Origin of the sequence: Spirochaeta lutea, from assembly GCF_000758165.1 — a bacterium.
GTDB classification, from domain to species: Bacteria; Spirochaetota; Spirochaetia; order DSM-27196; family Salinispiraceae; genus Spirochaeta_D; species Spirochaeta_D lutea.
In genome coordinates this window covers 133,150-158,634 of sequence record NZ_JNUP01000071.1, presented here as the reverse complement: position 1 = coordinate 158,634, position 25,485 = coordinate 133,150, and the positions used below count along the sequence as shown (strand labels likewise).

18 protein-coding genes and 1 riboswitch are annotated in these 25,485 nt (G+C 60.2%); of the genes, 1 reads left to right on the top strand and 17 read right to left on the bottom strand.

Features of this window, described 5'->3' with window-relative positions; genetic code table 11:
• The 6 genes from DC28_RS13390 to DC28_RS13360 are packed head-to-tail and all read right to left on the bottom strand — an operon-like array spanning window position 1 to window position 8,139.
• Entirely contained in the window at window positions 1–1,509 is a 1,509-nt protein-coding gene (locus DC28_RS13390; RefSeq protein WP_037549690.1) for a molybdopterin molybdotransferase MoeA, read from the bottom strand.
• On the bottom strand, window positions 1,506–2,918 hold the full coding sequence (gene mobB / locus DC28_RS15900) for a molybdopterin-guanine dinucleotide biosynthesis protein B (RefSeq protein WP_052078904.1): 1,413 nt from the start codon (window positions 2,916–2,918) through the stop codon (window positions 1,506–1,508). Before mobB ends, DC28_RS13390 begins: the two co-directional genes overlap by 4 nt.
• Entirely contained in the window at window positions 2,908–3,462 is a 555-nt protein-coding gene (moaC, locus tag DC28_RS13375; protein WP_037549687.1) for a cyclic pyranopterin monophosphate synthase, read from the bottom strand. The genes mobB and moaC overlap by 11 nt, the downstream gene beginning before the upstream one ends.
• Before the next feature lie 2 nt (window positions 3,463–3,464).
• On the bottom strand, window positions 3,465–4,700 hold the full coding sequence (gene moaA / locus DC28_RS13370) for a GTP 3',8-cyclase MoaA (RefSeq protein WP_081942212.1): 1,236 nt from the start codon (window positions 4,698–4,700) through the stop codon (window positions 3,465–3,467).
• On the bottom strand, window positions 4,697–6,862 hold the full coding sequence (locus tag DC28_RS13365; RefSeq protein WP_081942211.1) for a molybdopterin oxidoreductase family protein: 2,166 nt from the start codon (window positions 6,860–6,862) through the stop codon (window positions 4,697–4,699). Before DC28_RS13365 ends, moaA begins: the two co-directional genes overlap by 4 nt.
• A gap of 2 nt (window positions 6,863–6,864) precedes the next feature.
• Window positions 6,865–8,139, bottom strand: a complete 1,275-nt coding sequence (locus DC28_RS13360; protein ID WP_037549684.1) for an MFS transporter — start codon at window positions 8,137–8,139, stop codon at window positions 6,865–6,867.
• A gap of 226 nt (window positions 8,140–8,365) precedes the next feature.
• Here DC28_RS13360 and DC28_RS13355 point away from each other — a divergent pair, with 226 nt between their 5' ends.
• Complete coding sequence (locus tag DC28_RS13355) at window positions 8,366–9,115, top strand: Crp/Fnr family transcriptional regulator (protein WP_037549681.1); 750 nt, start codon at window positions 8,366–8,368, stop codon at window positions 9,113–9,115.
• A gap of 8 nt (window positions 9,116–9,123) precedes the next feature.
• Here DC28_RS13355 and DC28_RS13350 read toward each other — a convergent pair whose 3' ends face one another.
• The 11 genes from DC28_RS13350 to DC28_RS13300 all read right to left on the bottom strand — a co-directional run bounded on the left by DC28_RS13350 (window position 9,124) and on the right by DC28_RS13300 (window position 25,350).
• Window positions 9,124–10,164, bottom strand: a complete 1,041-nt coding sequence (locus tag DC28_RS13350) for an agenet domain-containing protein (RefSeq protein ID WP_081942210.1) — start codon at window positions 10,162–10,164, stop codon at window positions 9,124–9,126.
• Window positions 10,165–10,183: 19 nt separating this feature from the next.
• On the bottom strand, window positions 10,184–10,993 hold the full coding sequence (locus DC28_RS13345) for an alpha/beta fold hydrolase (protein ID WP_037549676.1): 810 nt from the start codon (window positions 10,991–10,993) through the stop codon (window positions 10,184–10,186).
• The gene (locus DC28_RS15895) at window positions 10,990–11,598 is read right to left on the bottom strand and encodes a TetR/AcrR family transcriptional regulator (RefSeq protein ID WP_052078903.1); all 609 of its coding nucleotides are present in this window, start codon (window positions 11,596–11,598) and stop codon (window positions 10,990–10,992) included. Before DC28_RS15895 ends, DC28_RS13345 begins: the two co-directional genes overlap by 4 nt.
• Before the next feature lie 105 nt (window positions 11,599–11,703).
• Window positions 11,704–12,393 (bottom strand): anaerobic ribonucleoside-triphosphate reductase activating protein, encoded by a 690-nt coding sequence (locus DC28_RS13335; protein ID WP_052078902.1) that lies wholly within the window; start codon window positions 12,391–12,393, stop codon window positions 11,704–11,706.
• Complete coding sequence (locus DC28_RS13330) at window positions 12,380–14,956, bottom strand: ribonucleoside triphosphate reductase (RefSeq protein WP_052078901.1); 2,577 nt, start codon at window positions 14,954–14,956, stop codon at window positions 12,380–12,382. The genes DC28_RS13335 and DC28_RS13330 overlap by 14 nt, the downstream gene beginning before the upstream one ends.
• A gap of 135 nt (window positions 14,957–15,091) precedes the next feature.
• A complete protein-coding gene (locus DC28_RS13325; RefSeq protein ID WP_037549673.1) occupies window positions 15,092–16,084 on the bottom strand; it encodes a ribonucleotide-diphosphate reductase subunit beta in 993 nt (330 codons plus the stop codon).
• Complete coding sequence (locus DC28_RS16300; protein ID WP_052078900.1) at window positions 16,075–19,182, bottom strand: ribonucleoside-diphosphate reductase subunit alpha; 3,108 nt, start codon at window positions 19,180–19,182, stop codon at window positions 16,075–16,077. Before DC28_RS16300 ends, DC28_RS13325 begins: the two co-directional genes overlap by 10 nt.
• 232 nt (window positions 19,183–19,414) lie before the next feature.
• Window positions 19,415–19,595: riboswitch (cobalamin riboswitch) on the bottom strand.
• A gap of 257 nt (window positions 19,596–19,852) precedes the next feature.
• Window positions 19,853–22,246: a glycoside hydrolase family 3 N-terminal domain-containing protein gene (locus tag DC28_RS13315; RefSeq protein WP_052078899.1), complete on the bottom strand. Its 2,394-nt coding sequence runs from the start codon at window positions 22,244–22,246 to the stop codon at window positions 19,853–19,855.
• Window positions 22,247–22,249: 3 nt separating this feature from the next.
• On the bottom strand, window positions 22,250–23,077 hold the full coding sequence (locus DC28_RS13310) for a carbohydrate ABC transporter permease (RefSeq protein WP_037549670.1): 828 nt from the start codon (window positions 23,075–23,077) through the stop codon (window positions 22,250–22,252).
• Entirely contained in the window at window positions 23,064–23,978 is a 915-nt protein-coding gene (locus DC28_RS13305; RefSeq protein ID WP_037549667.1) for a carbohydrate ABC transporter permease, read from the bottom strand. Before DC28_RS13305 ends, DC28_RS13310 begins: the two co-directional genes overlap by 14 nt.
• 70 nt (window positions 23,979–24,048) lie before the next feature.
• Complete coding sequence (locus DC28_RS13300; RefSeq protein ID WP_037549664.1) at window positions 24,049–25,350, bottom strand: extracellular solute-binding protein; 1,302 nt, start codon at window positions 25,348–25,350, stop codon at window positions 24,049–24,051.
• Between the last annotated feature and the right edge of the window lie 135 nt (window positions 25,351–25,485).

Sequence of the window (25,485 nt, the reverse complement as noted above, 5' to 3'; positions counted from 1 at the left end):
TTACACTCCCCAGGGATAAAATTGTACCAGACTGCCGGCCTCCAGCCGGGTCCGGTCTTTGGGCATGACGATAAAGCCTGCGGTTTTGCTGAGATGGAAAAAATCCCCCGAACCGTTGCCCCGGACGGGTACGAGGGTAAGCTCGCCCTGGTACATCTCCAGAGACACCCCGGGATAGTAGGTCAGCGGGGGTTCGAAGGTGATTTCCCTGGCCAGACGCAGGGGGAAGCCCAGGGCCGCCCAGGATGACATGGGGCTGGCGGGACCGGGGGCCCAAATACGACCCGAAGATCCGGGGATGGATTGTAGGGCCAGGGCTGGGATCAGGTAGCGCCGCAGGTTAATAAGGGCGGAAACCGGGTTGCCCGGAAGCCCCAGGACCAGGGAATCCGCTCTCCCGGCCTTCCGTGCCCGGCCCACCAGCAGGGGTTTGCCGGGTCGCTGACTTACCCCGTGGATCCGAATCTCCACCCCCAGGCCTTCCAGAATACCGGGAATATGATCATAGGCGCCCTTGGATACGGCCCCGGTAAGGATTAGGACCCGGGATTCCTTCAGGCCGCGGCGAATTGTTTCGGTAAGGGCCTGGGGATCATCGGGACAGAGGCGTACCTCCCCGGGGGGGAATCCCCAGCTGGTAAGTTCTCCGGCGATGCTCAGGTGGTTGGAGGCCCGGATCTGGTGGTCCAGGGGGGTGGTATCCGGGGATACCAGCTCATCCCCGGTGGCTACAATGGTAATGGAGGGCAGCGTCCGGAGTGGAACCTGGGTGTAGCCGCAGCTTGCCAGCACGGCGATGTGGCTGCTGGTGATGATTTGGCCGCCCTCCAGGATGACGGCACCCTTCTGGTAATCAGCCCCCCGGGGATGGATGTTGGCCCCCCGGGCCGGAATGGAGCCCCGGCAGATCCACCGGACGGGCCCGGCTTCAGGCCCTGGTTCCGGCGAAGGGGGATTCTTTCCCGCCGCCTGAGAATCCGGGCTGCGCTGGAGATCCTCGTAGCGGATAACGGTATCGAAACCCGGGGGCACCGCTGCTCCGGTCATAATCTCCACACAGGGAGGCAGGGGGGGTGCCTGCTTGTTATCCCGTGTCCCGGCGGCCCGCTTCAGGGGGACTGCGCCGGGGCTTGGCCGGGCCTCGGATTCCGAAGGGGTTCTCCCTGCCTGGCTGGTATTGCCAGAAAAACCGGGATGGGCAAGGGGACCCGGATCCTGGCCGGCGGCAAGAATGCCCAGGCTCTGGAAGCACCAGGCCTCCTCGGGGCAGTCAAGGGTATTTTGAGGCCCCGCAGCCGGCAGATCGGCCCGGGCTATGGCAATGCCGTCCATGGCAGAGCGGTTGAAGGGGGGCTGGTGGCGGTCGGCGGTGAGATCCCGGGCCAGGCAGCGGCCCAGAGCCCTTTCGAGCGGAATGGTTTCTACCCCCCCGTCGTCCCGGGATGATTCCTGGGCGGCGAGAATCTGGGCGATAACGGTCTGAACCGTGGTGGTGTCTGCTAGCTTCATGGGGTATCTCCTGACTCGGACAGCTGGAGCAGCTCCGCCGCCCGGCGACGGTCCTCGGGGGTATTGGCGTTGAAGACCGATTGGGGATTTTCCGGGGTGATTAGGGTGGTCCCTCCTGAGCGTAAAGCCCACCGGGGGCACCAGGATCCCTGGGCGATGAAGGAGAGCAGCCTGGGTCGGGCCTTGGGCTCGTAGATAGCGCAGAGGGGCTCGGGTTGATCCTGGAATCCCTTCAGGCTGGTAGCCAGGGCGAAGGGGTTCCGGGATTTTAGAAGACGCGCCAGATCCCGGGGGTCGAGAAGGGGGAGATCACAGCTGAGTACCAGCCATGCACTTCCGGGTTGGTGTTCCAGGGCACTCAGGATACCCGCCACCGGACCCCGGCCGGGAAAACAGTCCCGGATAACCGGAAGGTCCCGGGCATCCTCGGGGACCTCTTGCCCGGGGCGCAGGGATAGGTAGACCCTGGGCCGGCCTTCCGCGGATTCCGGCCCGCCTTCCGCCCTTTCCTTCGACCTGCGCCCGGCCCGGTCAGGAGAGTTGATCTCAGTCCGGTCCAAGGACTCGGTTTCGGATGGGTCGGAAGACCGGTCCGGGAGCGGTCCGGCGTCGGGAATGGGGGATTCCGGTCCGGGGGCGGCTTGGCGGCTCGGGAACATCTCCTCCAGCGCCCGGGCTGCCATATCGGCGGTGTGGGCGAGCTGGCTGGTGGTGCCGTGGTAGGAAAGCAGGGATTTATCCTGCCCCATCCGGGAGCTTTGGCCGCCGCCGAGAATGAGAGCATGGACCGGGGGAACCCGGCCGGCCCAGTATTCCAGGATACAGGTTGTGATACCCTGAATATCATCCCGGCAGAAGACGGGAATGCCGGGGGATGGTGGGGCCCCGGTTTCGGCGTTGAAATCGGAGTCCGCCAGGGCCAGGGCCCGGGCTTCGTCCCCCCGGGCATGGATCAGGGCCAGGGGGGCAGTGAAATCACCCTGGAGTATCTCCTGGTCTATCTCCCCCCGGGGATCCAGGAGAATCAGCTTGGGCAGGTCGGAATGTTTGTTCCCCTCAATTATGAGGCAGTCCAGGGGAGCCAGGGCCTGCTCCGCCAAGCCCTGGCTGGGACCCTGGGGCCCGTGATCCAGAATCAAGGCGGCATGCCGGGGGTCTTGGATGTAGACCCCCCGGGCGCCGGCCTGGCTGGCCTGGTGGGTGTCCTTGCCCGGTTTATCCATCTCGAAGCGGTGGGCATCGTGTTTGATAAACCCGCAGGTCAGCCGGCGCTCAGCCAGGGCGGCGATGAGCTGCCGGGCCAGGGTGGTTTTTCCCGAACCGGAGTAGCCGCTCAGGCTGATCTCGTAGGGATGGTAGTACCAGCCCCCCGGGGTGGGTTTGATCTTAAAACGCGGTTCAGCCTTCATAACCCCGGGCCCTCCAATCCTCCTTGCCCCCGGTTTTTTCCAGAAGGCTCAGAGCAGAAATCACAATCCCCTTGGTAACGGACTTTCCCATATCGTACACCGTCAGACAGGCGGCGCTCACCCCGCTGAGGGCCTCCATCTCCACTCCCGTAGGAGCCGTAGTGGCGGCGGTGCAGGTCACCCGGATAACCGTCGGGACTTGGTGTTCATCGGGATCGGTGGTGGTTAGGGGGAACCCGGTGTGCCGGCTCTCGGCCAGGTAGGTCTGCCAGTCCAGGGGCTCCAGGCGCACCTGACAGGAGGTCAGGGGAATGGGGTGGCAGAGGGGAATAGCCGTACTGGTCTGTTTTGCCCCCTGAATACCCGCGATAACCGCGGTCTGAAACACCGGGCCCTTGGGGCTCCACCACTCTCCCCCCTCCAGACCCTCAAGACTCCGGGGAATCAGAACATAGCCCCGGGCCACAGCCCTCCGCTGGGTGGGCGGCTTCTGCCCTACATCTACCATTCGGGGGGTTCCCGAGGCATCAAGATGACTGCTCATAGCTATCCTCCCATGCGGTACATTTCAATCCGCTTTTCTTTCGGTTCAGGGTGATTCGAATGCCCGGCCAAAGCCTGACTGCCCCGCAACTCCGAATACCGGTCCTCCCGGATACCCCAGAACCGCCGTAGGGCTGCCTCCGCCTGATCCCAGCCTCCCGATCCGGCAGCCTTATTCCGGGCACCATCGCCGTCTCCGGATTCACCCCGGATGAGGGACTTAATATCCAGGCCGATACCCGAGAACAGACAGCGGTAGAGCTTTCCGTCCGCCGAAAGCCGCAGCCGGGTGCAGCTGCCGCAGAATGGCTGGGTCATACTGGAAATGAACCCGACCCGGCCCCCGCCATCGGCATACCGGTAGCTTTCCGCCACCTCGCCGTAGTAGGCATCCTCCAGGGGTTCCAGGGGCCAGTGCCGGTGAATGCTATCCCGGATCTCCCGGTTGGGAACCAGAAGCCCCGACCGGAAGTCCAGCCGGCGTCCTACGTCCATATATTCAATGAATCGCAGCTCCACCCCGCTCTCCCGGAAGTACTCCGCCATGGACAGCGCCTCATGGTCGTTGACGCCCCGCTGAACCACCATGTTGACCTTTACCGGGGAAAATCCCAGATCCAGAGACGTTCGAATCCCCTCTAATACCTGGCCAAGGCTTCCTCCCCGGCCGGTAATAGCGGCGAAGGTTTGGCCATCCAGGCTGTCCAGGCTTACGGTAACCCGGGTGAGCCCCGCATCCCGGAGCCGGGGTCCCAGGGTTTTCAGGTGGAAGCCGTTGGTTATCAGCCCCACATCCTCAATCCCCGGGATCCGGGTGAGCCTGGCGATGAGCTGGTGCAGTCCCGGGCGCAGCAGGGGTTCGCCCCCGGTGATCTTCAGTTTGCGGACTCCCAGGGGTACCATCATGGCCACCAGGTCGCGTATCTCCGGAAAGGAGAGGTACCGGCTAGGGGGCATGAAGGGATGACCCTCTCCGAAAAGCTCCTTGGGCATACAGTAGGTGCAGCGGAAATTGCATTCATCGGTTACCGATATCCGCAGGTCCCGGAGGGGCCGGCCCATCCGGTCGGTTACCGGTAGTGCCGATTCCCCCGCCCCGGGGCCGGCCGGCTTTCTGAAACCATCAGGGCTGTTGCTGGCCGATGCTTTTCCGATCCCGGCTGTAGTGCTCTTGCCGGCAGAGTTGCTGCTCGTGCCGCCGTGTATGGCGCTCCCTGGGCTGATGGATTGGTTACTCATGGCGCTCCCTGGGCCGGAGCGGCCGCCTGCAGGGAGGGCTGGGGCTCCTGGTAATCCTCCTGGGGACCCACGGCGCTCAGGCGGACTGCGGCGAACTTGTAGCTGGGCTCGAAGCTGTGGGGATCAAAGCTGGGGTAGGTCAGCCAGTTGGTGGGCGGGTAGTGCATGGGCATGAAGATTTGCCCCGGGGCTACTGCATCCTCCACCAGGGCGTCGACCACCACGGTGCCGCGCCGGCTGGTTACCCGGACCTTACCCTCGTGTTCAATGCCCAGGTCCTGAGCGTCCTGGGGGTTAATCTGGGCGTAGGCGTGGGACCGGGTCTTCTTCTGGATGAAGGGCACCTTTCCGGTTCTGGTTTGGGTGTGGAATTGCATCATGGTGCCCCGACCGGTAATCAGGATTACCGGGTATTGCTCATCGGGAACCTCGGGGAGCTCGGCGATGGGATCGTACAACAGCTGAGCCTTACCGCTGGGGGTGAAGTACCTGCCGTCCTCGAAGAGCCGGCGGTGATCCCGGGAATAGAATTCCTGGTTTGCATCCGCATCCTGGGGATAGGGCCACTGAACCCCCCGGCGGTCGATGATCATCTGGTAGCCTTCAATACCGGATATATCGCAGGGCTGACCCTTGCTTATCCGCTGCAGAATTCGGAACACCGCCTCTGGGTTGGTCCAGCCGGTAAACAGATCCCCGCAGCCCCATGCCTGGGCGAGGCCCTTGAAGATTTCGAAGTCGCTTTTGGCGTTACCCGGGGGATCCAGGGCCTTTTGAACGATACCGATCCGCCGCTCGGAGTTTATGAAGGTGCCGGATTTTTCTGGACTTCCCGCTGCGGGCAGATAGATGTCGGCGTACCGGGCGGTCTCGGTGGTAGGATAGAGATCCTGAACCGCCAGGACATCCAGGTTTTCCAGGGCCTGGAAAAATTCGGTCTTATTAATCCAGCTGTGACCGGGGTTGGTGGCGATGATCCACAGCCCCTTGATAGAGCCATTCCGCACGGCCTCCAAGATCTTATGGTAGGGCAGGCTGTTTTTATCCGGAATCCGGTCCACGGGTATGGAGAGCTGGGAGGCTACATGCTCCCGATGCTCGGGATTGGTAAAGGCGTACCCCCCCAGCAGGCTGGTGGTATTACTGTACAACCGGCTGCCCATGGCATTGGCCTGACCGGTAATGGAGTTGGCGCCGGTTCCCGGCCGCCCGATATTATGGGTAATCAGGGCAATGTTGATCAGCGCCTGGGCGGTCCGAGTGGCCTGGTGGCTCTGGTTTACCCCCATAGTCCACCAGAAGCTGGCCGCCGTTGCCTCATGAATCCGCCGAGCCAGATCGAACATAGTCTCGGTGCTGATACCGCAGTGCCGGCTTGCCTCATCCAGGTCCATGGCCATCACAAAGTCCTTCAGTCCCTGGAAATCCTCGGTGCTCTCTCGGATATAATCGTGATCGATCCAGTCCTGTTCGATGAGAATCCGTGTAACCCCGTAGAGCAGGTGGAGGTCGGATTTCGGCGTTATCTGGAGATGGATATCCGCCTCCTGGGTAGTCTCGGTTTTCCGGGGATCGATAACCACGATGGTGGGATTCTTCTCGTTCTTCTTGACCCTGTTCCACATGATGGGGTGATTTATCACGGGATTACTGCCCACGAAGACCAGCAAATCACTCTCCTCAAAATCCTCATAGGTGAAGGGCGGAGCATCGAACCCGAAGGCCTGTTTGTATGCCACCGCCGCCGTGGCCATGCATTGCCGGGTATTACCGTCTCCGTGGATCCAGCCCATACCGAACTTGGTAACGCTTCCCAGGAGGGCCATCTCCTCCATGGGAATCTGCCCGGTGGATAAAAATGCCACCGACTCGGGACCGTGTTTTTCCATAACCGCCTTGAAGCGGCGGACAAACTCCTGGTTTGCCTGCTGCCAGCTTACGGGCTGCATAATCCCTTGGGCATCCCGGATCAGGGGATCGGTTCCCCGCTGATCGGATTGCATGGGAGGCAGCAGATGGAAGCCCTTGGGACAACAAAATCCCTGGTTTACCGGATACTCTTTATTGGGCTTCAGGCTGGCCTTTCCGTCCTTCACACTGATATCCAAATTGCAGCCCACCGAACAGTAGCTGCAGGTTGTTCGTACCGTAAAATCCGACATTCCTACTCCTCCTTCGTCTTCTGCCCGTCCAGGGCTATGATCATCATCAGGGCCAATACAAAGAGCCCGGCAAAGATCCAGAATCCCTGGGCGTACCCGGAACTCTCCAGAACCGCGGCCAAACCCAGGGGGATGACAAAGCCGCCGAAGGCACCCAGCCCCCCAATCCAGCCTGCGGCACCACCCACAGCCCGGGGTACAAACTGGGGCACGAGCTTAAACACCGCAGCGTTCCCCACTCCCATTCCCAGGGCCATGACCAACAGACCGGCAATGGTCCCGGCACCCCGGGGCATGAGGGCTACCATCAGACTACCCACAAGTCCCGCGCCCAGGGACAGCAGGGCAGTCTGTCGGCCCCCGAAGATATCGCTCAGTTTACCCCCGGCAACCCGGAGCAGGCTCGCCCCGATGGAATAGGCCGCGGTGAGCATGCCGGCCACCCCCAAATCGAATCCCATGTAGCCTATGCCGAACTTAGGAAGCCAGGCCGTCAAGGCTAAAAATCCCCCGAAGGTGGTGAAGTACACCAGTACCAGCATCCAGGTCTGGGGAATCTTGGCAGATGCCTTGAGACTCTCCAGGGCCTTGCCGTTTGGAAAGAGCTGCTGACCGTCCTGTTCCGCCCGTACCCGGGCCTGCTCGTCGGGCAACCCGGCCCGGCGGTACTGAAAGAACCAGGCGTTTCTACCCGTAACCAGGTATGCAAGAATGCCCAGGGCTAAAAAGATTGACCAGATGAGGTAGCTTCCCGGCAGTCCAAGCCGGGGAATGGTAAGACCCGTGAGTACCAGGGCGAAGATTCCCGGCGCCAGGTTGCCGATACCGGCATAGATGCCCAGGGCGGTTCCCTGGCGGTTCTGGGGAAACCAGTAGCTGGTCTGACCGATTCCCACGGAGAAGGTGGCGATTCCGCAGCCGCCCAATACCCCCAGGCCGAGGAGCAGGGGAAAGAGGTCTGCGATGGTCGCTGCCGGTTGAATCATCACCAGCCAGATACCCACCACCCCTAGGAGGGAAAGGATGAGCAGCACTAAAAAGGGTCTGCGCCCCCCGTCCTTCTCCACCATAGCCGCGAAGGGAATCCGCAACAAACTTCCCGAAAGATTCGGAATACTGATGAGCAACCCTGCCAGGGCCGCACTAAGCCCCACTACTTCCTGAAGAAACACCACGGTGGGCCCGAAGAGACTCACTGCTGCAAATCCCACAAAAAATCCCAGGGTTGCCCCTAACAATCCCGAATTCGGGTTGCCCTTAACCTGAACCTCCGACACTGGATACCTCCTTACTGTGTAACAGGGAAACAACCTCTGGGCTGAACCCCGATATGGTACCAGCATAGGGGCTAATCTTTACCGTATCTGTCACCTATGTTACACTTTCCAGGAAAAAGATGCCTCGTGCGCAAAAGGTTGTACCATTGCCCATGGGCGGCGCTACCCCTGGGGGCGGAACGTCACCGAGCGTCCTCGTGGCTGAATATCGAAACCAGGAGCACCCATGAGTCCCCAGGAGCTGATCCGAATACTCGGTCTTGTGCCTGCCTTCAACGAGCTGTCGATCCAGGAACTAACAAGCCTGGTTACGAAGAACTTTTTTCCCATATCCCGGTATGAAAAACAGAAACGAGTTGCCCTGCGCAGCGATCCCTACGAGGAGTTGGCGGTCATCCTCTCGGGCACCCTCCGGGCGGAACTCAACGATATCGAGGGGCATAGCTTCATCGTAGAAACCCTGGCCGCCCCCCAGGTACTCGCTTCAGCGGTGTTCTTTTCCAGCCGCAGCCGCTTTCCCGTGGACCTGGTGGCCCAAACGGATGTGCGGATCATGCGGATTACCCGGGCCCAGGTCTTCCAGCTGCTCCAGGAATATCCCCCCCTGCTCCACGGCCTGCTTCGCGACATGGGCGACCGCCTGCAATTTTTAGCCCAGCGCCTGCGTATGAGCCAGTTCGGCTCCATCCGCCAACAGCTCTCCCTGTACATTCTCGATCTTCTCTCCGATCAGGGTGATTCCAATGCCCCAGTCTCTGAAACAGCCTCTCCAACCCGAACCCCCCGCTCGGGCTCCATCACGGTGACCATTCCGGTCACCCGCCAAGCCCTGGCGGACACCTTCGGAGTAGCCCGGCAGTCCCTGAGCCGGGTGCTCTCGGAGATGGAGCACCAGGGCCTGCTGACCTGCCGTCACCGGACCCTGGAAATTCTCAATCTGCCGGCCCTCCGGGGAATCGCCCGGGGAGTGGGATAACCGGCGGATTACTCGTACTGACTGAACTGGGTCATGGCGTGGGGTAATTCGGTGAAGAAGAATAAAAACCCGCCGATGGCCTGAATCCCCCAGGCCTGTACACCATGGTCCTCGGTGGATACCCACCCCCATTCGGACCACCCGTCAAAGTAGATGACGCCGGTGTCCGGGGAGATGCTGCCGATTTCCCTGCCCTGGGAATCGGCGATGGTCCCGGTCTCGGACACACTGCCCAGGAGCCTTTCCCCCTGGAATATCGACCCGGCTGAATCCACCCTTCCTGGAGATTCGGTGCCGCGGTAGACCCGGAATCCCGGGAAATCCCTCCGGATTGAACCAACAAGCTCCGATCCGATTCGTATAGATCCCTGGGGTGAGATCTCTGCGTAGGGTTGTTCCCGCTTGTAGATGACTAGAGGTGAGGGAAACACCTGCTCCCCGGCCCGAGCCGGGGTCTCTGCCCGAGCAGCATCCAGTCCCAGGTAGGACGAAATAGCTTCCGGGGACAGATCGTACCAAAACCGGTGCATCAGATCCTCCCAATCCCTCCCCTGAGCCAGGGTCCTAATATCTGAGGCTGAAACCCATTCGTTACTCTGATCATCGTACATGGGGTAGTGGATGAGGATTCTGTCACCCTCTATCTTCACAACCTCGACCTCGTACCAGTAGAAATTTCGCCGCAGCTCCACCCGGTCGCCCGCGGAAACCGGGTAATGGTCCCTGGGGCGGATTGCCGGCGGCTCCGGGATGCTCGCCCGAGGGGGCTGTACGGGTTCCGGTTCGGGTTCGGCCGCCTTCGGGTAGCGGAGCCGATTCCGGGACACCCATTCGTCGTAGGAGGAATCCCATCCGTGGTAGCGGACCAGGTAGCGCTCTTCCTTGGACTGAATAATCTCCCCGGCAAACCAGGATCCGTAGTACTCGATCTCCACCTCATCACCTGTCTCAAAGGAAAAACCCCAGACGGGGAGCACCAGCACCATCAAGATCACCGCCGGGACCCGGAGGCTCGGTCTCTTCCTATTCGGTATTTCTGCCGTGTTCATGGTGTAAGTGTAGGGTACTCTAGTTGGGTTTTACCAACTCCAGGAGGCGTTTGTTGAATTCCCGGGGGTTATCCAGATTGGTCATATGGCCAGCTTGGGGAATGGTAATGATCCTGGAGTCCAGGTTTGTACGGGTTGCCTGGTCCTTCAGGGCCCCCAGGGTCGAGCCCAGGAATAGGTTTATATCACGATCCTGGGTACCCTTTAGGATGTAATAGGGCACCTCCATGGACCGGATGAGGGGCAGGTAGTTGTACGACCCCAGGGCATAGCGGAGACCTGGGATGCCGGCCCGTGCGGCCATAAACATCCTGTATACCTGCGATACAACCTCGGGATTCTTGGAGGTGTAGGCTGCCAGTTTTTTGAGTCGGGTTTCCGGCTCATGGGTTACATTCCGGGTATCAACCCTGAGGGTTACCTGCCTGAGGAACCCGGGGACTGCCATCTTTCCGGTGGTTCCAAAGGTTATCAGGCTCCGCACCAGATCCGGTCTCTGGTTGACTATCTCGTACCCTACCACCCCTCCCGCTGAGTTCCCCAGCAGATGGGTTTTCCGTATATTCAGGGTTTCGAGGATTTGAATGACATCCTGGGCCAACACCCGGATCGCGTAGGTTTCTTGGATGGGGCCCGGGGGGTGTTCCGAGTTGCCGTGACCCCGAAGAGACAGGGAGACCACATAAAAGGCATCCGAGAAATAGGCATGTTGTTCTTCGAACTGATCAAGATTGGCTCCGGCTCCGTGGATACAGACAAGACCGGGATTGTCTTTTTCGCCGGAAACGTGGACATCAAATCCGAGACCGTTAACACGGATAATACTCATACAATCACTCCTGTTCCCCGAATTAACAAATCGACTATCATTCGGGCCTCTTGTTCAATGGGTTGGCTGTACCGAGAAGAATCACTCAAAATGAGTCCGTTCATTTTCTGGCTTACCAGGGCCGTGTAGGCAAACACTATCTGGTCGAGGGAACATCGGGGAGTGAAGGAATGCTCCCGGATCGCATCTTGGATGGTCATGCGTACCTGGCTGAGGATGATCTGCTGCCAATGTACCAGGTGATCTCCCGGCTTGGTTCCCAAGACCGGATGTTCGGTAAAGAGAACCCGATACAGGTGGATATTGTCCTGGAGTCTTGAAAGGCTATCGGCTGCCAGGGTTTGCAGCCGTTCTTCCAGGGAGCCCTGCAACTGTGGCCGGGGCTGATGGGGTATCTTCTGTTCGATGAGGTAGATCAGAATATCCTCTTTGGACCGGAAATAATCGTATACAGTGGTCCTTCCAATGCCTAGCCGGGAGGCTATGGCAGCCATGGTTGTTTTGCGGTAGCCCTGTTCGGCGAAAAGCTGCTCCGCCGCGGCTGCGATTTGGGTAACCGGCGAGGTTTGAGCCCGGGTTGATTGTATGTCTTTTTCCGACGTCATGTCGGTATCTTATTCGACGTAACGTCGGATGTCAAGGGTGGGTGGTAGCTGCCGGCCTGCTTCCATCGGTCCGGGGGCAGGGACTACCCGGAGTTTAGTCCGTACTCAGGATTCCCGTTCCGCCTCGAAGCGCCTGATAAGCTCCTCCTCCACCCGGGGCAGGGTCTCGATGCCGGGATCCAGGCAGCCCCCGGGCTTAAACCGGGTAAGGGTCCAGGGTTCCTCGGGGAGGAGCAGATCCCGGAGGGCTGTTAAGACCCCCTCGTCCACCACACCCGGGGCACAGACGGTGCGGATTTCGTAGACCACCCGGGGATTCGCCTGTTTCCAGGCCCGCAAGAGCTTCAGGCTCTCCAGCACCCGGGCACCCGAGGCAGGGGTACCGCCCACCCGGCTGTAGAGAGCCGGCGCGGTTTTCAAATCCAGAGCGACGTAGGCCAGCCCGGGGTGGTTCAGCAGACGCCGGAGGGACTGGGGGAGGATTCCGGCGGTGTCCAGCTTTATGGGGTATCCCAGGGCGGCAATATCGGAACATAGTCCTGCAAGCCCGGCATGCAGACTCGGCTCACCCCCGGTTATAGCCACTCCCTCCAGTAATCCCGCCCGGGATGCCAGGAAGTCCATGACCCTGCCCCGGGGCAAGAAGCTTCCGGGGTGCAGGGCCTTGGTTAATTCCGGGTTATGGCAGTAGGGGCAGGCCAGGGGACAGCCAGCGGTAAAGATGGTAGCCGCGGTTCTGCCGGGGAAGTCTGAGAGGCTGAGGGGTAGGAGCCCCAGGAAATCAAGTCCCGACATGGAAGGGTTTCTCCCTCTCCCGGAGACGACTGCGCATCTCCCCAGGATCGCTGGTCCGCCAGATCTCCCGGCTGCTCCTGGGGTCCAGGGCGATGAGGGTGGGAACAGCGGTTATTCCCCGGTCTGAGGCTTCCCGGTTTCCCTCAGGGCTGGCAGCATCTACGGGGGTGTAGGGACGGCCTGCATCCTCCAGGAGGGCCGTGGCTGCCGGGCAGCGCGGGCATCCGGGACTGGTGAAGAGCAGCAGCCTGGGGCCGGAGGGCGGGGCTCCGGTTTTCCCCGGGCCTGGTTCGGATTGGCCGGGAAGGGCGGGGTGGTCTCCGGGGGTTGGTGTGGCCTGGGCGGTTGGAATCACCCCGGAAGAAGGATGGGCCTCATAGGTGAGCCGTTCGCCGAATTCCTGGGTTTTGCCCCGGTTCCAGTTGCGCAGTGACCGGTAGTATCCCACGATACGGCTGTAGATCTCCGTGGTTTGGCTGCAGACCGGGCATTGGGCTACCTCCCCGGAGAAGTAGCCGTGATCCTGGCAGACCGAGTAGGTGGGCGAGATGGTGTAGTAGGGTAGACGGAAGTTATAGGCGATGGTTCGTACCAGGCTCCGGCAGGACTGCCAGGTGGGGATGGCCTCTCCTAAAAAGGTGTGGAAGACCGTTCCGCCGGTGTAGAGGGTTTGCAGGTCGTCCTGGAGCTCTAGGGCCTCGAAGGGGTCGGGGGTGGTATTGACCGGAAGGTGGGTGGAGTTGGTGTAGTAGGGGGCCTGGGGGGTGCCGGCGGTTTTTATACCCGGATAGTTGTTGCTGTCGTGCAGGGCCAGGCGGTAGCTGGTGCCCTCGGCGGGGCTGGCTTCAAGATTGTACAGGTGGCCGGTTTCCTCCTGGTACTGGGAAAGCCGGGTTCGCATGCCCTGGAGGATGTCCATGGCGCGCCGGCGTCCCCGGGGGTCCAGGAGGGAGGTGTTGTCCAGGTTTTCCAGGGCCTCGTTCATCCCCACAATGCCGATGGTGGAGAAGTGGTTGTCCAAGTGGCGGAGGTAGCGTTTGGTGTAGGGGAAGAGTCCCTGATCCAGAAGCCGGGAGATGACCCGGCGTTTTGTTTCCAGACTTTCTTTTGCAATGTCCATGAGGGTCTCCAGGCGGGTTTCAAACTCCTCCCAGGAGGCGGAGAGGTAGGCGATTTGGGGAAGGTTGATGGTCACCACTCCGATCGAACCGGTGAACTCATCGCTTCCGAAGAGCCCGCCCCCACGTTTACGCAGTTCCCGCTTATCCAGCTGGAGCCGGCAGCACATGGATCGCACGTCCCCGGGATTGAGGTCGGAATTGATGAAGTTCTGGAAGTAGGGGGTTCCGTATTTTGCGGTCATGGTAAAGAGAAGCTCGTCGTTGGGACTGTCCCAGATGAAATCCCGGGTGATGTTGTAGGTGGGAATGGGGTATTGGAATCCCCTGCCATCGGCATCTCCCTGGATCATAATCTCCAGAAAGGCCTGGTTGATCATATCCATTTCCCTCTGGCATTCCCCGTAGGTCAGGTCCTGTTCGGTTCCGGCGACAATCGCTTTCTGGGGGGCCAGATCCGAGGGCACCGTCCAGTCCAGGGTAATATTGGTAAAGGGTGCCTGGCTGCCCCAGCGGCTGGGGGTATTTACCCCGTACACAAAGCTTTGGACGGCCTGTTTTACCGCCCGGTAGTCCAGGTTTTCTAGACGGATGAAGGGTGCCAGGTAGGTGTCGAAGCTGGAGAAGGCCTGGGCGCCTGCCCATTCGTTTTGCATGACCCCTAGGAAGTTGACCATCTGTTGCACCAGGGTGTGGAGATGCCGGGCAGGGGCGGAGCTGATCTTATCCTGGACCCCTCCCAGACCCTCGGTGATGAGCTGGCGCAGAGACCAGCCGGCGCAGTAACCCGAGAACATGGAAAGGTCGTGGATGTGCAGGGCGGCGTTCTGATGGGCCTGGGCTACCCGGGGGCTGTAGATTTTCTTGAGCCAGTAGTTGGCGGTAATGGCTCCGGAGTTATGGAGGATCAGGCCCCCCAGGCTGTAGTTTACATTGGCGTTTTCTTTGACCCGCCAGTCCGATCGCCCCAGGTAGCCGTCCATGGTCTGTTCTATGTCCAGGGCGGCGCTGGTGAGCTCCCGGAGTTCCTGGTGGCGGGAGCGGTACAGCATGTAGGCCTTCGCCTGGTCGTAGAGCCGATGGTAGACCAGCCGGGATTCCACCAGGTCCTGGATCTCCTCAATGGTGATGGACGGCCTTCCCTTGGCCAGGGCGAGACCCGTGACCTCCTGGGCGATTTGTTCCGGGGAGACCCCGGGGCCGTCGGGTTTATTCGGGTTGGGGCGGTTCCCGGGTTCGGAGATACCGGTTCCTTCTTCTGCGGGCTGGCCGGGGATGGTGCCCAGGGTGTCTGCTGCGGCATGGAAGGATTTCTGGACGGCAGCCTGAATGCGCCGGGGATCAAAGGCCTGGGCGGTTCCGTCCCGGCCCAGAACCTGGAGGACCGGCAGGTGTTCTGCCTTCGGAGGTTGGCTGTTTTCCGTTGATTCTGCATGGGTTGTCATGTAGTGCTCCTTTGTTACGTGAATTAGGGTTTAGTGGTAATCGCGGATCGGTGTTTTTCGGCAGGCCGGCGAGGCTTGGGTTTAGGCATTCCGGGGACTGGGGCAGGCATGGAAATCACCCTGGAACCCGAGATCCTAGTCCCACTCCAGATTGCTGGCGGTCTGGTACTCCGTGACCCTGGTCTCGAAGAAATTTTTCTCCTTGGCCAGGTCGGTGGACTTACTCATCCAGGGGAAGGGGTTCGCTGCTCCGTAGACGGCGGGGAGTCCCAGGCGTTCAAGGCGCCGGTCGGCGATGTGCTCGACGTAGGTGCAGAACTGGGAGGCTGAAAATCCCGGCAGGCCCCGGGGACAGGCGTCCCGGGCATAGATCTGCTCCAGCTCCACCGCCCTTCGGATGAGGGATGTGATGGTTTCTTGGAAGGTGGGAGTCCAGAGGCCGGGGTGTTCGGCGATGATGGTGGAAATCAGGTCCATGCCGAAGGCCAGATGCAGGCTTTCGTCCCGCATGATGTACTCGAACTGCTCCCCGATTCCTACCATCTTCCGCTGTCCCTTGAGGGCCAGCATCATGGCGAAGCCTGCGTAAAAGAAGATGCCTTCCATAATCACGTAGTAGCCGATGAGATCATGGAGGAAGGTCTCCAGGCCCCCGGGATCCCGGGTGGAGAATGACGGGTCCAACACCCCCCGAGTAAGGGAGATGACGAACTGGTCCTTTTCCCTGATGGAGGGGATTCGGTCGTACATGCCGTAGATCTCATCGGGGTCCAGGCCCAGGGAATCGCAGCAGTAGATGAAGGTGTCGGTGTGGACTGCCTCCTCGTAGGCTTGGCGCAGGAGGTACTGCCGGCATTCCGGGTTGGTAATGTGGCTGTAGATGCTCAGGACGATGTTATTCGCCGTCAGGCTCTCCGCGGTGCTGAAAAATCCCAAATTCCAAAGGATCAGCCGGCGCTCGTCTTCACTGAGGGTTCCGGATTTCCACATCTCGATGTCGTCCTGCATGGGGATCTCCTCGGGAACCCAGTTGTTGGCCACCCCCGCCTTGTAGTGCTGCCGGGCCCAGGGGTAGGTCATGGGCAGGATCTTGTTGGGGTCGGTTTTTTCATTGTTGATTACTGACATACTTCACACTCCTCATTGTCGATGGTGCAGCTCTGGGGTGCCCGGGAGCCAAAAATAGTCCGGGTTCTCAGGCTGTCCGGGGTTGATGGGCTGTCCGGGCTTTCTTCCGAGACGGAATTCTGGTTCGCTGGGCCAGCCGCGTAGGGGGTCGCCGGTGTATCTCCCCGATGAGAATCGGTCTTGGGTAGTCCAGCCGGATCGAGGGAGCTGCGGGTCTGGGTGTATCCGTATTCCTTGGCATCCAAGGTGGATTTCTCTATCTGGCTGGCTGCCAGGGTGCGCAGGTAGTAGGTGGTTTTCAGGCCCATCCGCCAGGCCTGGAGATACACCTGCTCCAAAGCCATGCCCGAGCTGCCCCGGAGGAACACCGTGTGGCTCTGACTCTGGTCGATCCATTTACCCCTTCGGGCGGTGTGTTCCACTAAAACCAGGGGATCAATTTCGAAGACCTCCTTGTAGCGCTGCCGTAGATCGTCGGGCACCTGGGGAATCTGCTGTACCGAGCCGTCCCGGTATTTCAGGTCACGGCGGAGTTTCTCCGTCCACAGCCCCCGGGCCTTAAGGTCCTCCGCCAGGTAGCGGTTCACCACGGTGAACTCCCCGGACATATTGCTTTTGACGTAGAGGTTTTTGTACGCCGGCTCAATGCAGGGATAGGTTCCGGCGATGGTGGAGATGGTTGCGGTGGGGGCGATGGCCAGGCAGTTGGAATTGCGCATGCCCCATCGGCGGATATGGTGCCGGACGGGCTCCCAGTCGAGATACCCATCCCGGGACGTGGACAGTGCCAGGGGGGCTCCTCGATGGGTTTCCAGGAGGGAAAGGGTGTCCTGGGGCAGGAGGTTTCTGTCCCATTTACTACCGGCGAAGCTCTGGTAGGCTCCCCGTTCCCGGGCAAGGCGGGAGCTTGCGAGGATGGCATGGTAGCTGACCAGTTCCATGCTGCGGTCCGAAAGGTCCAAGGCTTTGGGATCCTCAAATGCCAGTCCCAGGGAGAAGAGCAGATCCTGGAATCCCATGATGCCCAGGCCGACGGGGCGGTGGCGCAGATTCGCGGTCCTGGCTTCAGGGGTAGGGTAGTAGTTCAGATCGATGACGTTGTCCAGGATACGCATGGCGGTTGTAATGGTGGATTCCAGGAGCCGGGTGTCCAGGGGGAGGGGATCGGCGGATGACCCCAAGACCGGTTCCGCTGCCCGGGAAGGCTGGCTTTCAGGAGTGTCTTTCCCTCGGCGGTCCGGGTGTTGGGCCGGGGCGGTGTTGGTGTGAATTGTGGCGGCGGGGGCCGGGTGAGGGGCGGTGTTGGTGTGTATTGTGGCGGCGGGGGCCGAGTGAGGGGCGGTGTTGGTGGCTGGGTGCCGGCCCGGGTTGCTCCAATCCGGGCGGTCCGGGTGTTGGTTTTTGTCGGGATGCCGCAGGTGGCGGACAAGGTTAACGCTGCCCAGGTTGCATACCGCGGTTTCCTCCCGGGAGGTATTCAGGGTAATTTCCGTGCAGAGGTTCGAGTTATGGACTACACCGATATGGTCCTGGGGACTGCGGATGTTGCAGGGGTCCTTGAAGGTAATCCAGGGATGGCCGGTCTCAAAGAGCCGGGTCAGCATTTTGCGCCAGAGTTTTTTGGCATCTACCCGACGGACCAGGCGTATTTTCCCCTGTTCGGCCAGGGTCTCGTAGTATTCATACCGTTCTTTGAAGGCTTGTCCATAGAGCTCATGGAGATCCGGTACCTCCTCGGGGGAGAAGAGGGTCCAGGTATCTCCGTCCAGTACCCGCTGCATGAACAGATCCGGCACCCAGTTTGCGGTGTTCATATCGTGGGTCCGCCGGCGGTCGTCACCGGTGTTCCGCCGCAGGTCGAGAAAATCCTCGATATCGTAGTGCCAGGTCTCCAGATAGGCACAGGTGGCTCCCCGGCGGCGTCCCGAGCGGTTGATGGCCAGGGTTACATCATTGGCAATCTTCAAGAAGGGGATTACCCCCTGGCTGGAAACCCGGGTGCTCTTGATCAAGGCACCGGTCCCGCGGATATTGGTCCAGTCGTTTCCGATGCCCCCGGACCACTTGGCAAGCAGGGCGTTGTCCCCCAGGCCCTTGAAAATGGAAGGCAGATCATCCTCCAGGGTGGTCAGGTAACAGCTGGAAAGCTGGGCATGGGTGAGTCCTGCATGGAAGAGGGTTGGGGTGGAGGGGATGAATAACAGCCGGCTCATGACCTGGTAGAACTCCCGGGCGCGGAGCTCGGGCCGATCCTCCTCCAGGGCCAGTCCCATGGCAACCCGCATCCAAAATCCCTGGATGGTCTCCTCAGGACCGCCATCAAAACGGAGGCTGTACCGCTCCATAAGGGTAGAAACCCCCATGTAACGGATCAACCCGTCCCACTCGGGGTCAAGTTCTTCGGCCAGTCCCCGGATATCCATCCCCGCCAGCCGCTCATCCAAAACCCCCTCCCGGATACCCCGGTCCAGGGTGCGTACGAACTGATCCCCGTACGCCTGGCGGTACCCTGGATCCCCGGGGTCACAGCCCATCATCTCCCGGTAGTACCGGCATCGTAGGAACAGGGCCCCCAGCTCATCGTACGCCGGATCCTCCTCAATAGCCTCCCCCGCGGCCTGGGCGGCGGCGGTAAGAAATGCCAGAGCCGAGGGATCATGGGTGCCTTCGGGGTCCTCGGAGTATCGGGAATCTCCGAAAGCCGAGTGGGGAAGGGGCTGTTTTGGGGCAGCCTGGGAGCCTTCGGAGGATCGGGGTGCTCGGGAATCTCCGAAGACCGGGCGGGAATGGGTCTGTTCCGCCGTGCCCTGAGGGTTCGGGGAGCCTTCGGAGGATTGGGAGGCATCCAGGGTTGTCTGGGCCGCTCCGGGGGGTGCCGGGTATCCGGAAGCCGTCGGTCCTTCCGGATCGGCTGTGGGCTTCTTCCCGGTGCCCTCTGAAACCCCCAAGAGGCTGACGATCCGGGCGGCCAGCCCCGGCAGGTCGATATCCTCCCCGGGGCAGCGGGAACCCCGGGTCCGATCCTCCCGGGTTAGGATTGCTATATACGTGCTGAGGTGCTCCTGCACCTCCTGGCTATGGGTTTTTGTATCTACCATGGTCTGTCCTTTTCTCAAAGCGGTGGTGTAAAGACGCCGGGGCCGGTACGCGATCCCGGTCTTGGCTGTATGCCGGACCTGCCCAGGGTTTGAGATACCCCGGGCTGCAGCGGTCCTGGGCGTAATGCCCTGATGGACTGCGTTCCGAGGCCGTACCAAACACCCAGGGGCGTCCGGGGGGAGAGAACAGATTGGTGTCAGAAATGGAAACTTGAAGCGGTCATAGAGAACCTCCCGTTCAGGTGTTCAGGCGGGTCTCCTGGCTTGGCATCAACCGTACCCCGGCCTTCCCAGTTTCCCAGTGGCATTATCGGGGTTTGTCAACCTTACAGTAGCGGGGGCTGCGCCGGACTTGCACCGGACTTCCCTGCCGTTTCTGGTTACGGCAGTGCGCCTGACATCACCCAGTCTGTAATAGTAGACGGGAACTGTCAACCATATATGGTGTTTTTTTTGTAAAAGGTGATTCGAATGCGCTATATATCGCGTGGTTTTGGCCCACAGGGTTGGGCTCCGGTCCTCAGATTCTCCATGGGGGGAAGACCCCGGCCCGCTCCGGCCCTGGAACCCCGGACAACGGGCCAGGGGCATGGGAATCACCCTAAAAAAAGGCTGCCCGAATGAACCATCCAGGCAGCCCCGAGAGGAGGTATGATACAAGAAGTACCCGTTAGTATCGTTTTGTCGATCCATCCCGGAGACCCGAGTCGGGGCCGGGCCGCCAGAGGCAGGTGCTGGTCATCCGCCAGTCCGGGGGCAGAAGGCGCTGTTGGCCGGTCAGGGTGATGACCGTCCGGCTGTGGATATCCCGGGAGCTGGTACCTACCATAAGCTCGAAGTCGCCGGGTTCCAAGAGACGTTGGTGGTCCCGGATGGTGTAGCTCAGGAGGTCGGTGGGAATGGTTATTTCGAGGGTGCCCCATTCCCCGGGGTTCAGAGATACCCGATGGAAGGCCTTCAGCTCCTGGGCCGGGCGTACGAGCTTGGCCACCAGGTCCCGGACATATACCTGGACGACCTCGTCTCCGGGCAGACTGCCGGTGTTTTTCAGGGTAACCGAAAGGCGTATCTCTCCGTCCAGGGGATAGCTGGTCCGCTCGAAGGTGCAGGCTTCGATGCTGAAGCTGGTGTAGCTCTGGCCGTAGCCAAAGGGGAATTCGGCGCCGAAGTCCCGCTGGATGGGGGTGCCTGCGCTCTTGAGTTTATGGTTGTAGTAGTAGGGCATGGCCCCGGCGTCCCGGGGAATGGAAACGGGGAGTTTCCCTCCGGGGTTTATCCGGCCCAGGAGGGCGTCGGTAACCGCCTGGGCGCCGGTCTGACCGGGAAGCCAGGCCTGGAGAATCGCACCGGCGTTCTGGAAGGCGCTTCCCAGGTGGTAGGGACGTCCGCTGAACACTACGACGATGGTGGGTTTGCCCAGGGCCAGAACCTGCTCCAAAAGTTCCTGCTGAACCCCCGGTAGGGTCAGGGTGCTGGCATCCGAGCCCTCCCCCACGGTGCCGCTGAGAAAGAGTCCCGCCAGGTCGCCCAGGGCGATTACGACCCGGTCGCTGTTCCGGGCGGCTTCCAGTGCCTCTTCGAATCCCCCGGTATCGTAGCTCAGGTAATCCTCCTGGCTCCGGCCGTCTGCGGTGATGTCCCCGGGGAAGACAGCAGGTTTATCCGGGCGTCCGGTCAGGATCGAACAGCCCTTGGCGTAGTTCAGGGTGCCGGGAAAGGCCTGCTCCAGGACGCTTCGGAGGGTGGGGATGACGGATGTGCCGTCCTTGCGCTCTGCGGTAATTAAATGAACCGGAAAGGCGTACCCGCCCATCATGCCCATGGGATCGTCGGCCAGGGGGCCGATCAGGGCGAGGGACTCCTGGCTGGCGGCGGGGGAGAGGGGAAGAATCCCCTGGTTTTTCAACAGTACCAGGGACTTTTCCGCTGCTTCCCGGGCGATCTGGTGGTGGTCCTGGAGGTTTGTCAGTACGCCGCCCTCATCCACGAAGGGATTCGTAAACAGTCCGAGACGGATTTTCTGCATGATGTGACGGGTCACCGCCTCATTGACATCCTCCATGGCAAGAAGGCCGCGCTCTATGGCCTGGGGAATGCCCGGGCCGTAGAGGGTATCGCTGGGTAGTTCAACATCAACCCCGGCTAACAGACCTGCGGCGGCCCCGTGGGCCTGGTCGGGCTGGGTGCGGTGGTCGTTCACCAGCTGGTCCAGACCCTCGTAGTCCGAAACCACAATGCCCTCAAATCCCCAGCGCTCCCGCAATAACTCATGGATCAGCTCCCTGGACTGGTGCAGGGGCTCGCCGTCTATATCGTGGTAGGCGGGCATGACCGCCCCGGCCTTCGCCAGTTTAATAGCCGCCTCGAAGGGAAAGAGAAACAGGTCGTTCAGCTCCCTCATTCCGATGCGCACCGGAGCATGGTTCCGCCCGCCCTCGCTGAAGGAGTGACCCACGTAGTGCTTCAGGGTGGCCAGTACGGGGTGGCGTTCATCCTGGAGCCCGGTGACGTAGCCGCAGGCCAGCATGGCCGTCAGGTAGGGATCCTCTCCGAAGGTCTCCTCGGTGCGGCCCCACCGGGCATCCCGGCACACATCCAGAACCGGCGCCAAACCCTGGCGGCTGCCTACGGAGTAGACCTCGGCGCCGATGGCCCTGCCGATCCGGGTTACCAGCTCAGGGTCCCAGGTGGCGCCGTTGTTGATTCCCGAGGGAAAAATCGTCGCACCCTGGGCCATGAGGCCGGATAGGCACTCTTCGTGGGGCAGGGCGGGAATTCCTAACCGGGTTTTCGTGGTGAGGTAGTGTTGGATTTCATTGAGTACTCGTACCCCCCGGCGTGCTTCGATCTGCTGGCTGCCCAGGGGGCGGGTAATCTGGCCGATTCCGTGGCGCAGGGCCTGGTAGGGATCCTGTTCTCCTGTGGTCTGCTCGTAGCCTTTGAGGGATTTCAATCCCAGGCTTCCGTCGGGCCCCATGGTGAACCACAGGGCGTGCAGCTGAGCCACCTTTTCCTGGAGGGTCATCTTGGCCACAATATCCTTAGCTTGCTGTCGAATTTGCATGAGTTACCCCTTTACAGCTCCGGCGGTCAGACCGGCAACCACGTATTTCTGAAGAAAGATATACAGCATGGCCATGGGAAGCAGAGCAATGCTGATGAAGGCCATAATCCGGTTCCAGCCAGTGGTGTACTGGCCCTGGAACTGCATGACCCCCAGGGGAATGGTAAAGGTGGATGCATCATCCAATACCAACAGGGGAAGCAGGAACTGATTCCAGCTCTGGATCAGGGTAATAATGGTCACGGTGGAGATAACCGGGGTCGACAGGGGCAGCAGCACCCGCCACGCAAAGGTCAGAAGCCCGCCGCCGTCGATGGAAACCGCGTCCTGAAGATCCTTAGGAACCTCCCGGAAGAATCCGGTAAAGATGAAGATCGCCAGGGGAAGGCTGAAGGCCGCCTGGGATAGGATGACCCCCAGCCGGGTTCCGATGAGGCCGAACCCCCGAAGCTGCAGGTAGAGGGGCAGAACCGCCACAGTAATGGGAAAGAGCATGCCCATAATGAAAAAGTTGAACAAAAAGCCCCTTCCCTTGAACTCGATCCGGGAAAGCCCCGTAGCGGCCAGCATGGATGCGGCCAGGGTCAGTAGGATGGTGAATCCGCTGATAACCACGGAGTTGAAGAGGAACCCCCAGAACTGGCTGCCGCTGAGCAATACCACCCGATAGGCCTCGCTGGTAAAGGGGTTGGGCAGGCCGAAGGGGTCGGCTAAGAGCTGACCGTTGGTTTTGAATCCCCCGATGGCAACGGTGTAGATGGGGAAGAAGAAAACCAGGGCACCCAGGATGCTCAAGGTTATGCGGAGTATGTTGTTTCTAGTTTTTTCCATGGCGTCCCTCGCTTACAATGAATCGTTGGTAGAAGAGGTTGAATACAAAGCAGATGCCGAACAGGGTAACCGCCACCGCACTGCCGTATCCGAAGGAGAACCGACGGAATCCGAAATTATACAGGTAGGTTACCAGGGTTTCGGTGCTATGCACCGGTCCACCCTGACCCAGAGCCCACACCACGTCGAAGATGTTGAAGGACCCGATGATGGACAGGAAGATGGAGATAATAAAACTGCTTTTCATGCTGGGTATGATTACATGGCGGATAACCTGGATCTTGTTTGCGCCGTCCACCACCGCTGCGTCCTCCAGTTCCTTGGGAACCGACTGGAGCCCCGCGATGTAGATGATCATGTGGAATCCCAGATACTTCCAGACGATGACCACCAGAATAGCCCCGAAGGCCAGGGAGGGATCTCCCAGAAGCCCGATTTCGCCGCCGTTCTCTGTAAAAAGTTTTGATAGTATGGTTGGTACCCCGAATTGGGGATGGTAGATGAATCGCCAGATTATACCGGTAACAATTTCTGCCAGTATGTAGGGGAAGAAGAAAATACTGCGTAAAAAAGCCTCCCCGCGGAATTTATTCCGGCCCAAGAGCAGTGCCAGCCCGAAGGCCATGGGCAGCTGAATGAATAAGGAGATAGCAACAATTTTAAGGTTGTTGATCAGGGCTGTATGAAACACCTGATCCTGAAAAATAAGGCCGAAGTTCTGTAAACCCCGGAACTTCGTAAGGGGTCCAATACCGTTCCAGTTAAAGAGGGAGTAGTATCCTGCCTGAACCACGGGCATCACCACAAAGAGCAGGAACAGCAGGAATGCCGGTCCGATGAGCAGTAGGAGCAGGGCGAGGGTCTTGTAGGTACCGGGTTTGGTTAGAGTGTTCGTTTTCATGGTTCCTTCCAGATTTTAAAATGGAGACGGGCCGTTCCGGCCCGTCTCCGGGGGGTATGTAAGGAGGACCTTACTTATTCGCCTGCCATGAGGCTTGGATTTCTTGAGCAGTCTGGGCAGGGGTGCTAACGCCCGCCAGAAGTTTCGCTACCGCGTCTTTCACAGCTTCACCCACGGCGGGGGGAAGGAACTGATCGTAGTAGAGCTGGTAGTACCCGGCATTGGCAACGGCATCAGCAATCTGAATGAGGTTTGCATTGCCTTCCAGGGCCGATTCTGCACCGGCAACCACCGGAACGATTCCCTCGACATCAACCAATTCCACGTTGTATTTCTCCTGAAGGAAGAAGTCCAGGAAGTCAAGAGCGGCATCCGAAGCGTCCTTACCGAGAACGTAGCCGTTTCCTCCGCCCATTACATCGGTGAGCTTGCCTTGACCGCCGGCAACTGCGGGGAAGGAGAACCATCCCAGGGCATCGCCGATTCCCTCGCCGCTAACAGAGTTTGCAGCCTGAACCCCCGGAGCCCACTGGCCCATGAGTTCCATGGCCGCTTCACCGTTACCCATGAGGGCACCCTGATCGTCGTAGGTTGCACCCAAGAATCCGGTTTGGAAGGGATTCAGGGCATTGAGTTGTAGAAGCAGTTCACCTGCGCGGACGAAGGGTTGATCTGCAAAGGATCCTCGGCCGTCGTATGCCCGGTTAAAGGCTTCCTGACCGCCCATGCGCATGGCGAGGTATACCCACCAGAAGTGAGCCGGCCACTTGTCTCCTGCACCCAAGGCGATGGGGACGTACCCTGCTTGCCGGATCTGGGGAACGATCCGCAGTAGGTCTGCCCAGGTTTCGGGAACCGATACGCCTACCTCAGCGAAGATGTCCTTGTTATACCAGAATCCTACGGCGCCCATATCGTAGGGGGAACCGAAGTATCTACCGTCGTATCCGTATACACCCAGGGGTCCGAGACCGATCCGGTTGGATAGGTTGTTTTTAACTTCATCGGTAATGTCCCGGAGCATGCCGGCTTCGGCATATTCGATCATTACCCCGCCGCCCCAGGAGTGGAAGATGTCAGGAGGGGTTCCTGCCTGAATGGCGACCTGAATTTTCTGTTTGAAGGCCTCGTTATCCAGCATAACCAGGTCAATGGTTACATCGGGATTCTGAGCCTCGTAGTCTGCGATGATCTGTTCCCGCAGAATCTGCCTGGGGTCCTCCGCACCGCCGCCGCTGGACAGTGCCCACCAGGTTATGACTTCTTTACCGCCTGAAGCGGCCTGTTGTTCGCCCTGTCCGCCTGCAAAAAGCATCGCGCTGGCGAACAAGAGCAGTACGAACATACCAATAATTCGGTTACGTGTGTTCATCCGAACCTCCCTTTAAGGTTTTCTAAGGATCAGTGTAGGTCCGGTTTTTCAATCCCCATAGGGGCAGAAGGGCTGAACTTGGCATAGGTAGTTCTGCCTATGGATAGAGGGTGGCGGGAGCAGGCCGGTATCTGG

Coding starts and splice junctions, on each gene's coding strand:
- DC28_RS13390 (WP_037549690.1), bottom strand. CDS start 1,509: ATGAAGCTAGCAGACACCACCACGGTTCAGACCGTTATCGCCCAGATT.
- mobB (WP_052078904.1), bottom strand. CDS start 2,918: ATGAAGGCTGAACCGCGTTTTAAGATCAAACCCACCCCGGGGGGCTGG.
- moaC (WP_037549687.1), bottom strand. CDS start 3,462: ATGAGCAGTCATCTTGATGCCTCGGGAACCCCCCGAATGGTAGATGTA.
- moaA (WP_081942212.1), bottom strand. CDS start 4,700: ATGAGTAACCAATCCATCAGCCCAGGGAGCGCCATACACGGCGGCACG.
- DC28_RS13365 (WP_081942211.1), bottom strand. CDS start 6,862: ATGTCGGATTTTACGGTACGAACAACCTGCAGCTACTGTTCGGTGGGC.
- DC28_RS13355 (WP_037549681.1), top strand. CDS start 8,366: ATGAGTCCCCAGGAGCTGATCCGAATACTCGGTCTTGTGCCTGCCTTC.
- DC28_RS13350 (WP_081942210.1), bottom strand. CDS start 10,164: ATGAACACGGCAGAAATACCGAATAGGAAGAGACCGAGCCTCCGGGTC.
- DC28_RS13345 (WP_037549676.1), bottom strand. CDS start 10,993: ATGAGTATTATCCGTGTTAACGGTCTCGGATTTGATGTCCACGTTTCC.
- DC28_RS15895 (WP_052078903.1), bottom strand. CDS start 11,598: ATGACGTCGGAAAAAGACATACAATCAACCCGGGCTCAAACCTCGCCG.
- DC28_RS13335 (WP_052078902.1), bottom strand. CDS start 12,393: ATGTCGGGACTTGATTTCCTGGGGCTCCTACCCCTCAGCCTCTCAGAC.
- DC28_RS13330 (WP_052078901.1), bottom strand. CDS start 14,956: ATGACAACCCATGCAGAATCAACGGAAAACAGCCAACCTCCGAAGGCA.
- DC28_RS13325 (WP_037549673.1), bottom strand. CDS start 16,084: ATGTCAGTAATCAACAATGAAAAAACCGACCCCAACAAGATCCTGCCC.
- DC28_RS16300 (WP_052078900.1), bottom strand. CDS start 19,182: ATGGTAGATACAAAAACCCATAGCCAGGAGGTGCAGGAGCACCTCAGC.
- DC28_RS13315 (WP_052078899.1), bottom strand. CDS start 22,246: ATGCAAATTCGACAGCAAGCTAAGGATATTGTGGCCAAGATGACCCTC.
- DC28_RS13310 (WP_037549670.1), bottom strand. CDS start 23,077: ATGGAAAAAACTAGAAACAACATACTCCGCATAACCTTGAGCATCCTG.
- DC28_RS13305 (WP_037549667.1), bottom strand. CDS start 23,978: ATGAAAACGAACACTCTAACCAAACCCGGTACCTACAAGACCCTCGCC.
- DC28_RS13300 (WP_037549664.1), bottom strand. CDS start 25,350: ATGAACACACGTAACCGAATTATTGGTATGTTCGTACTGCTCTTGTTC.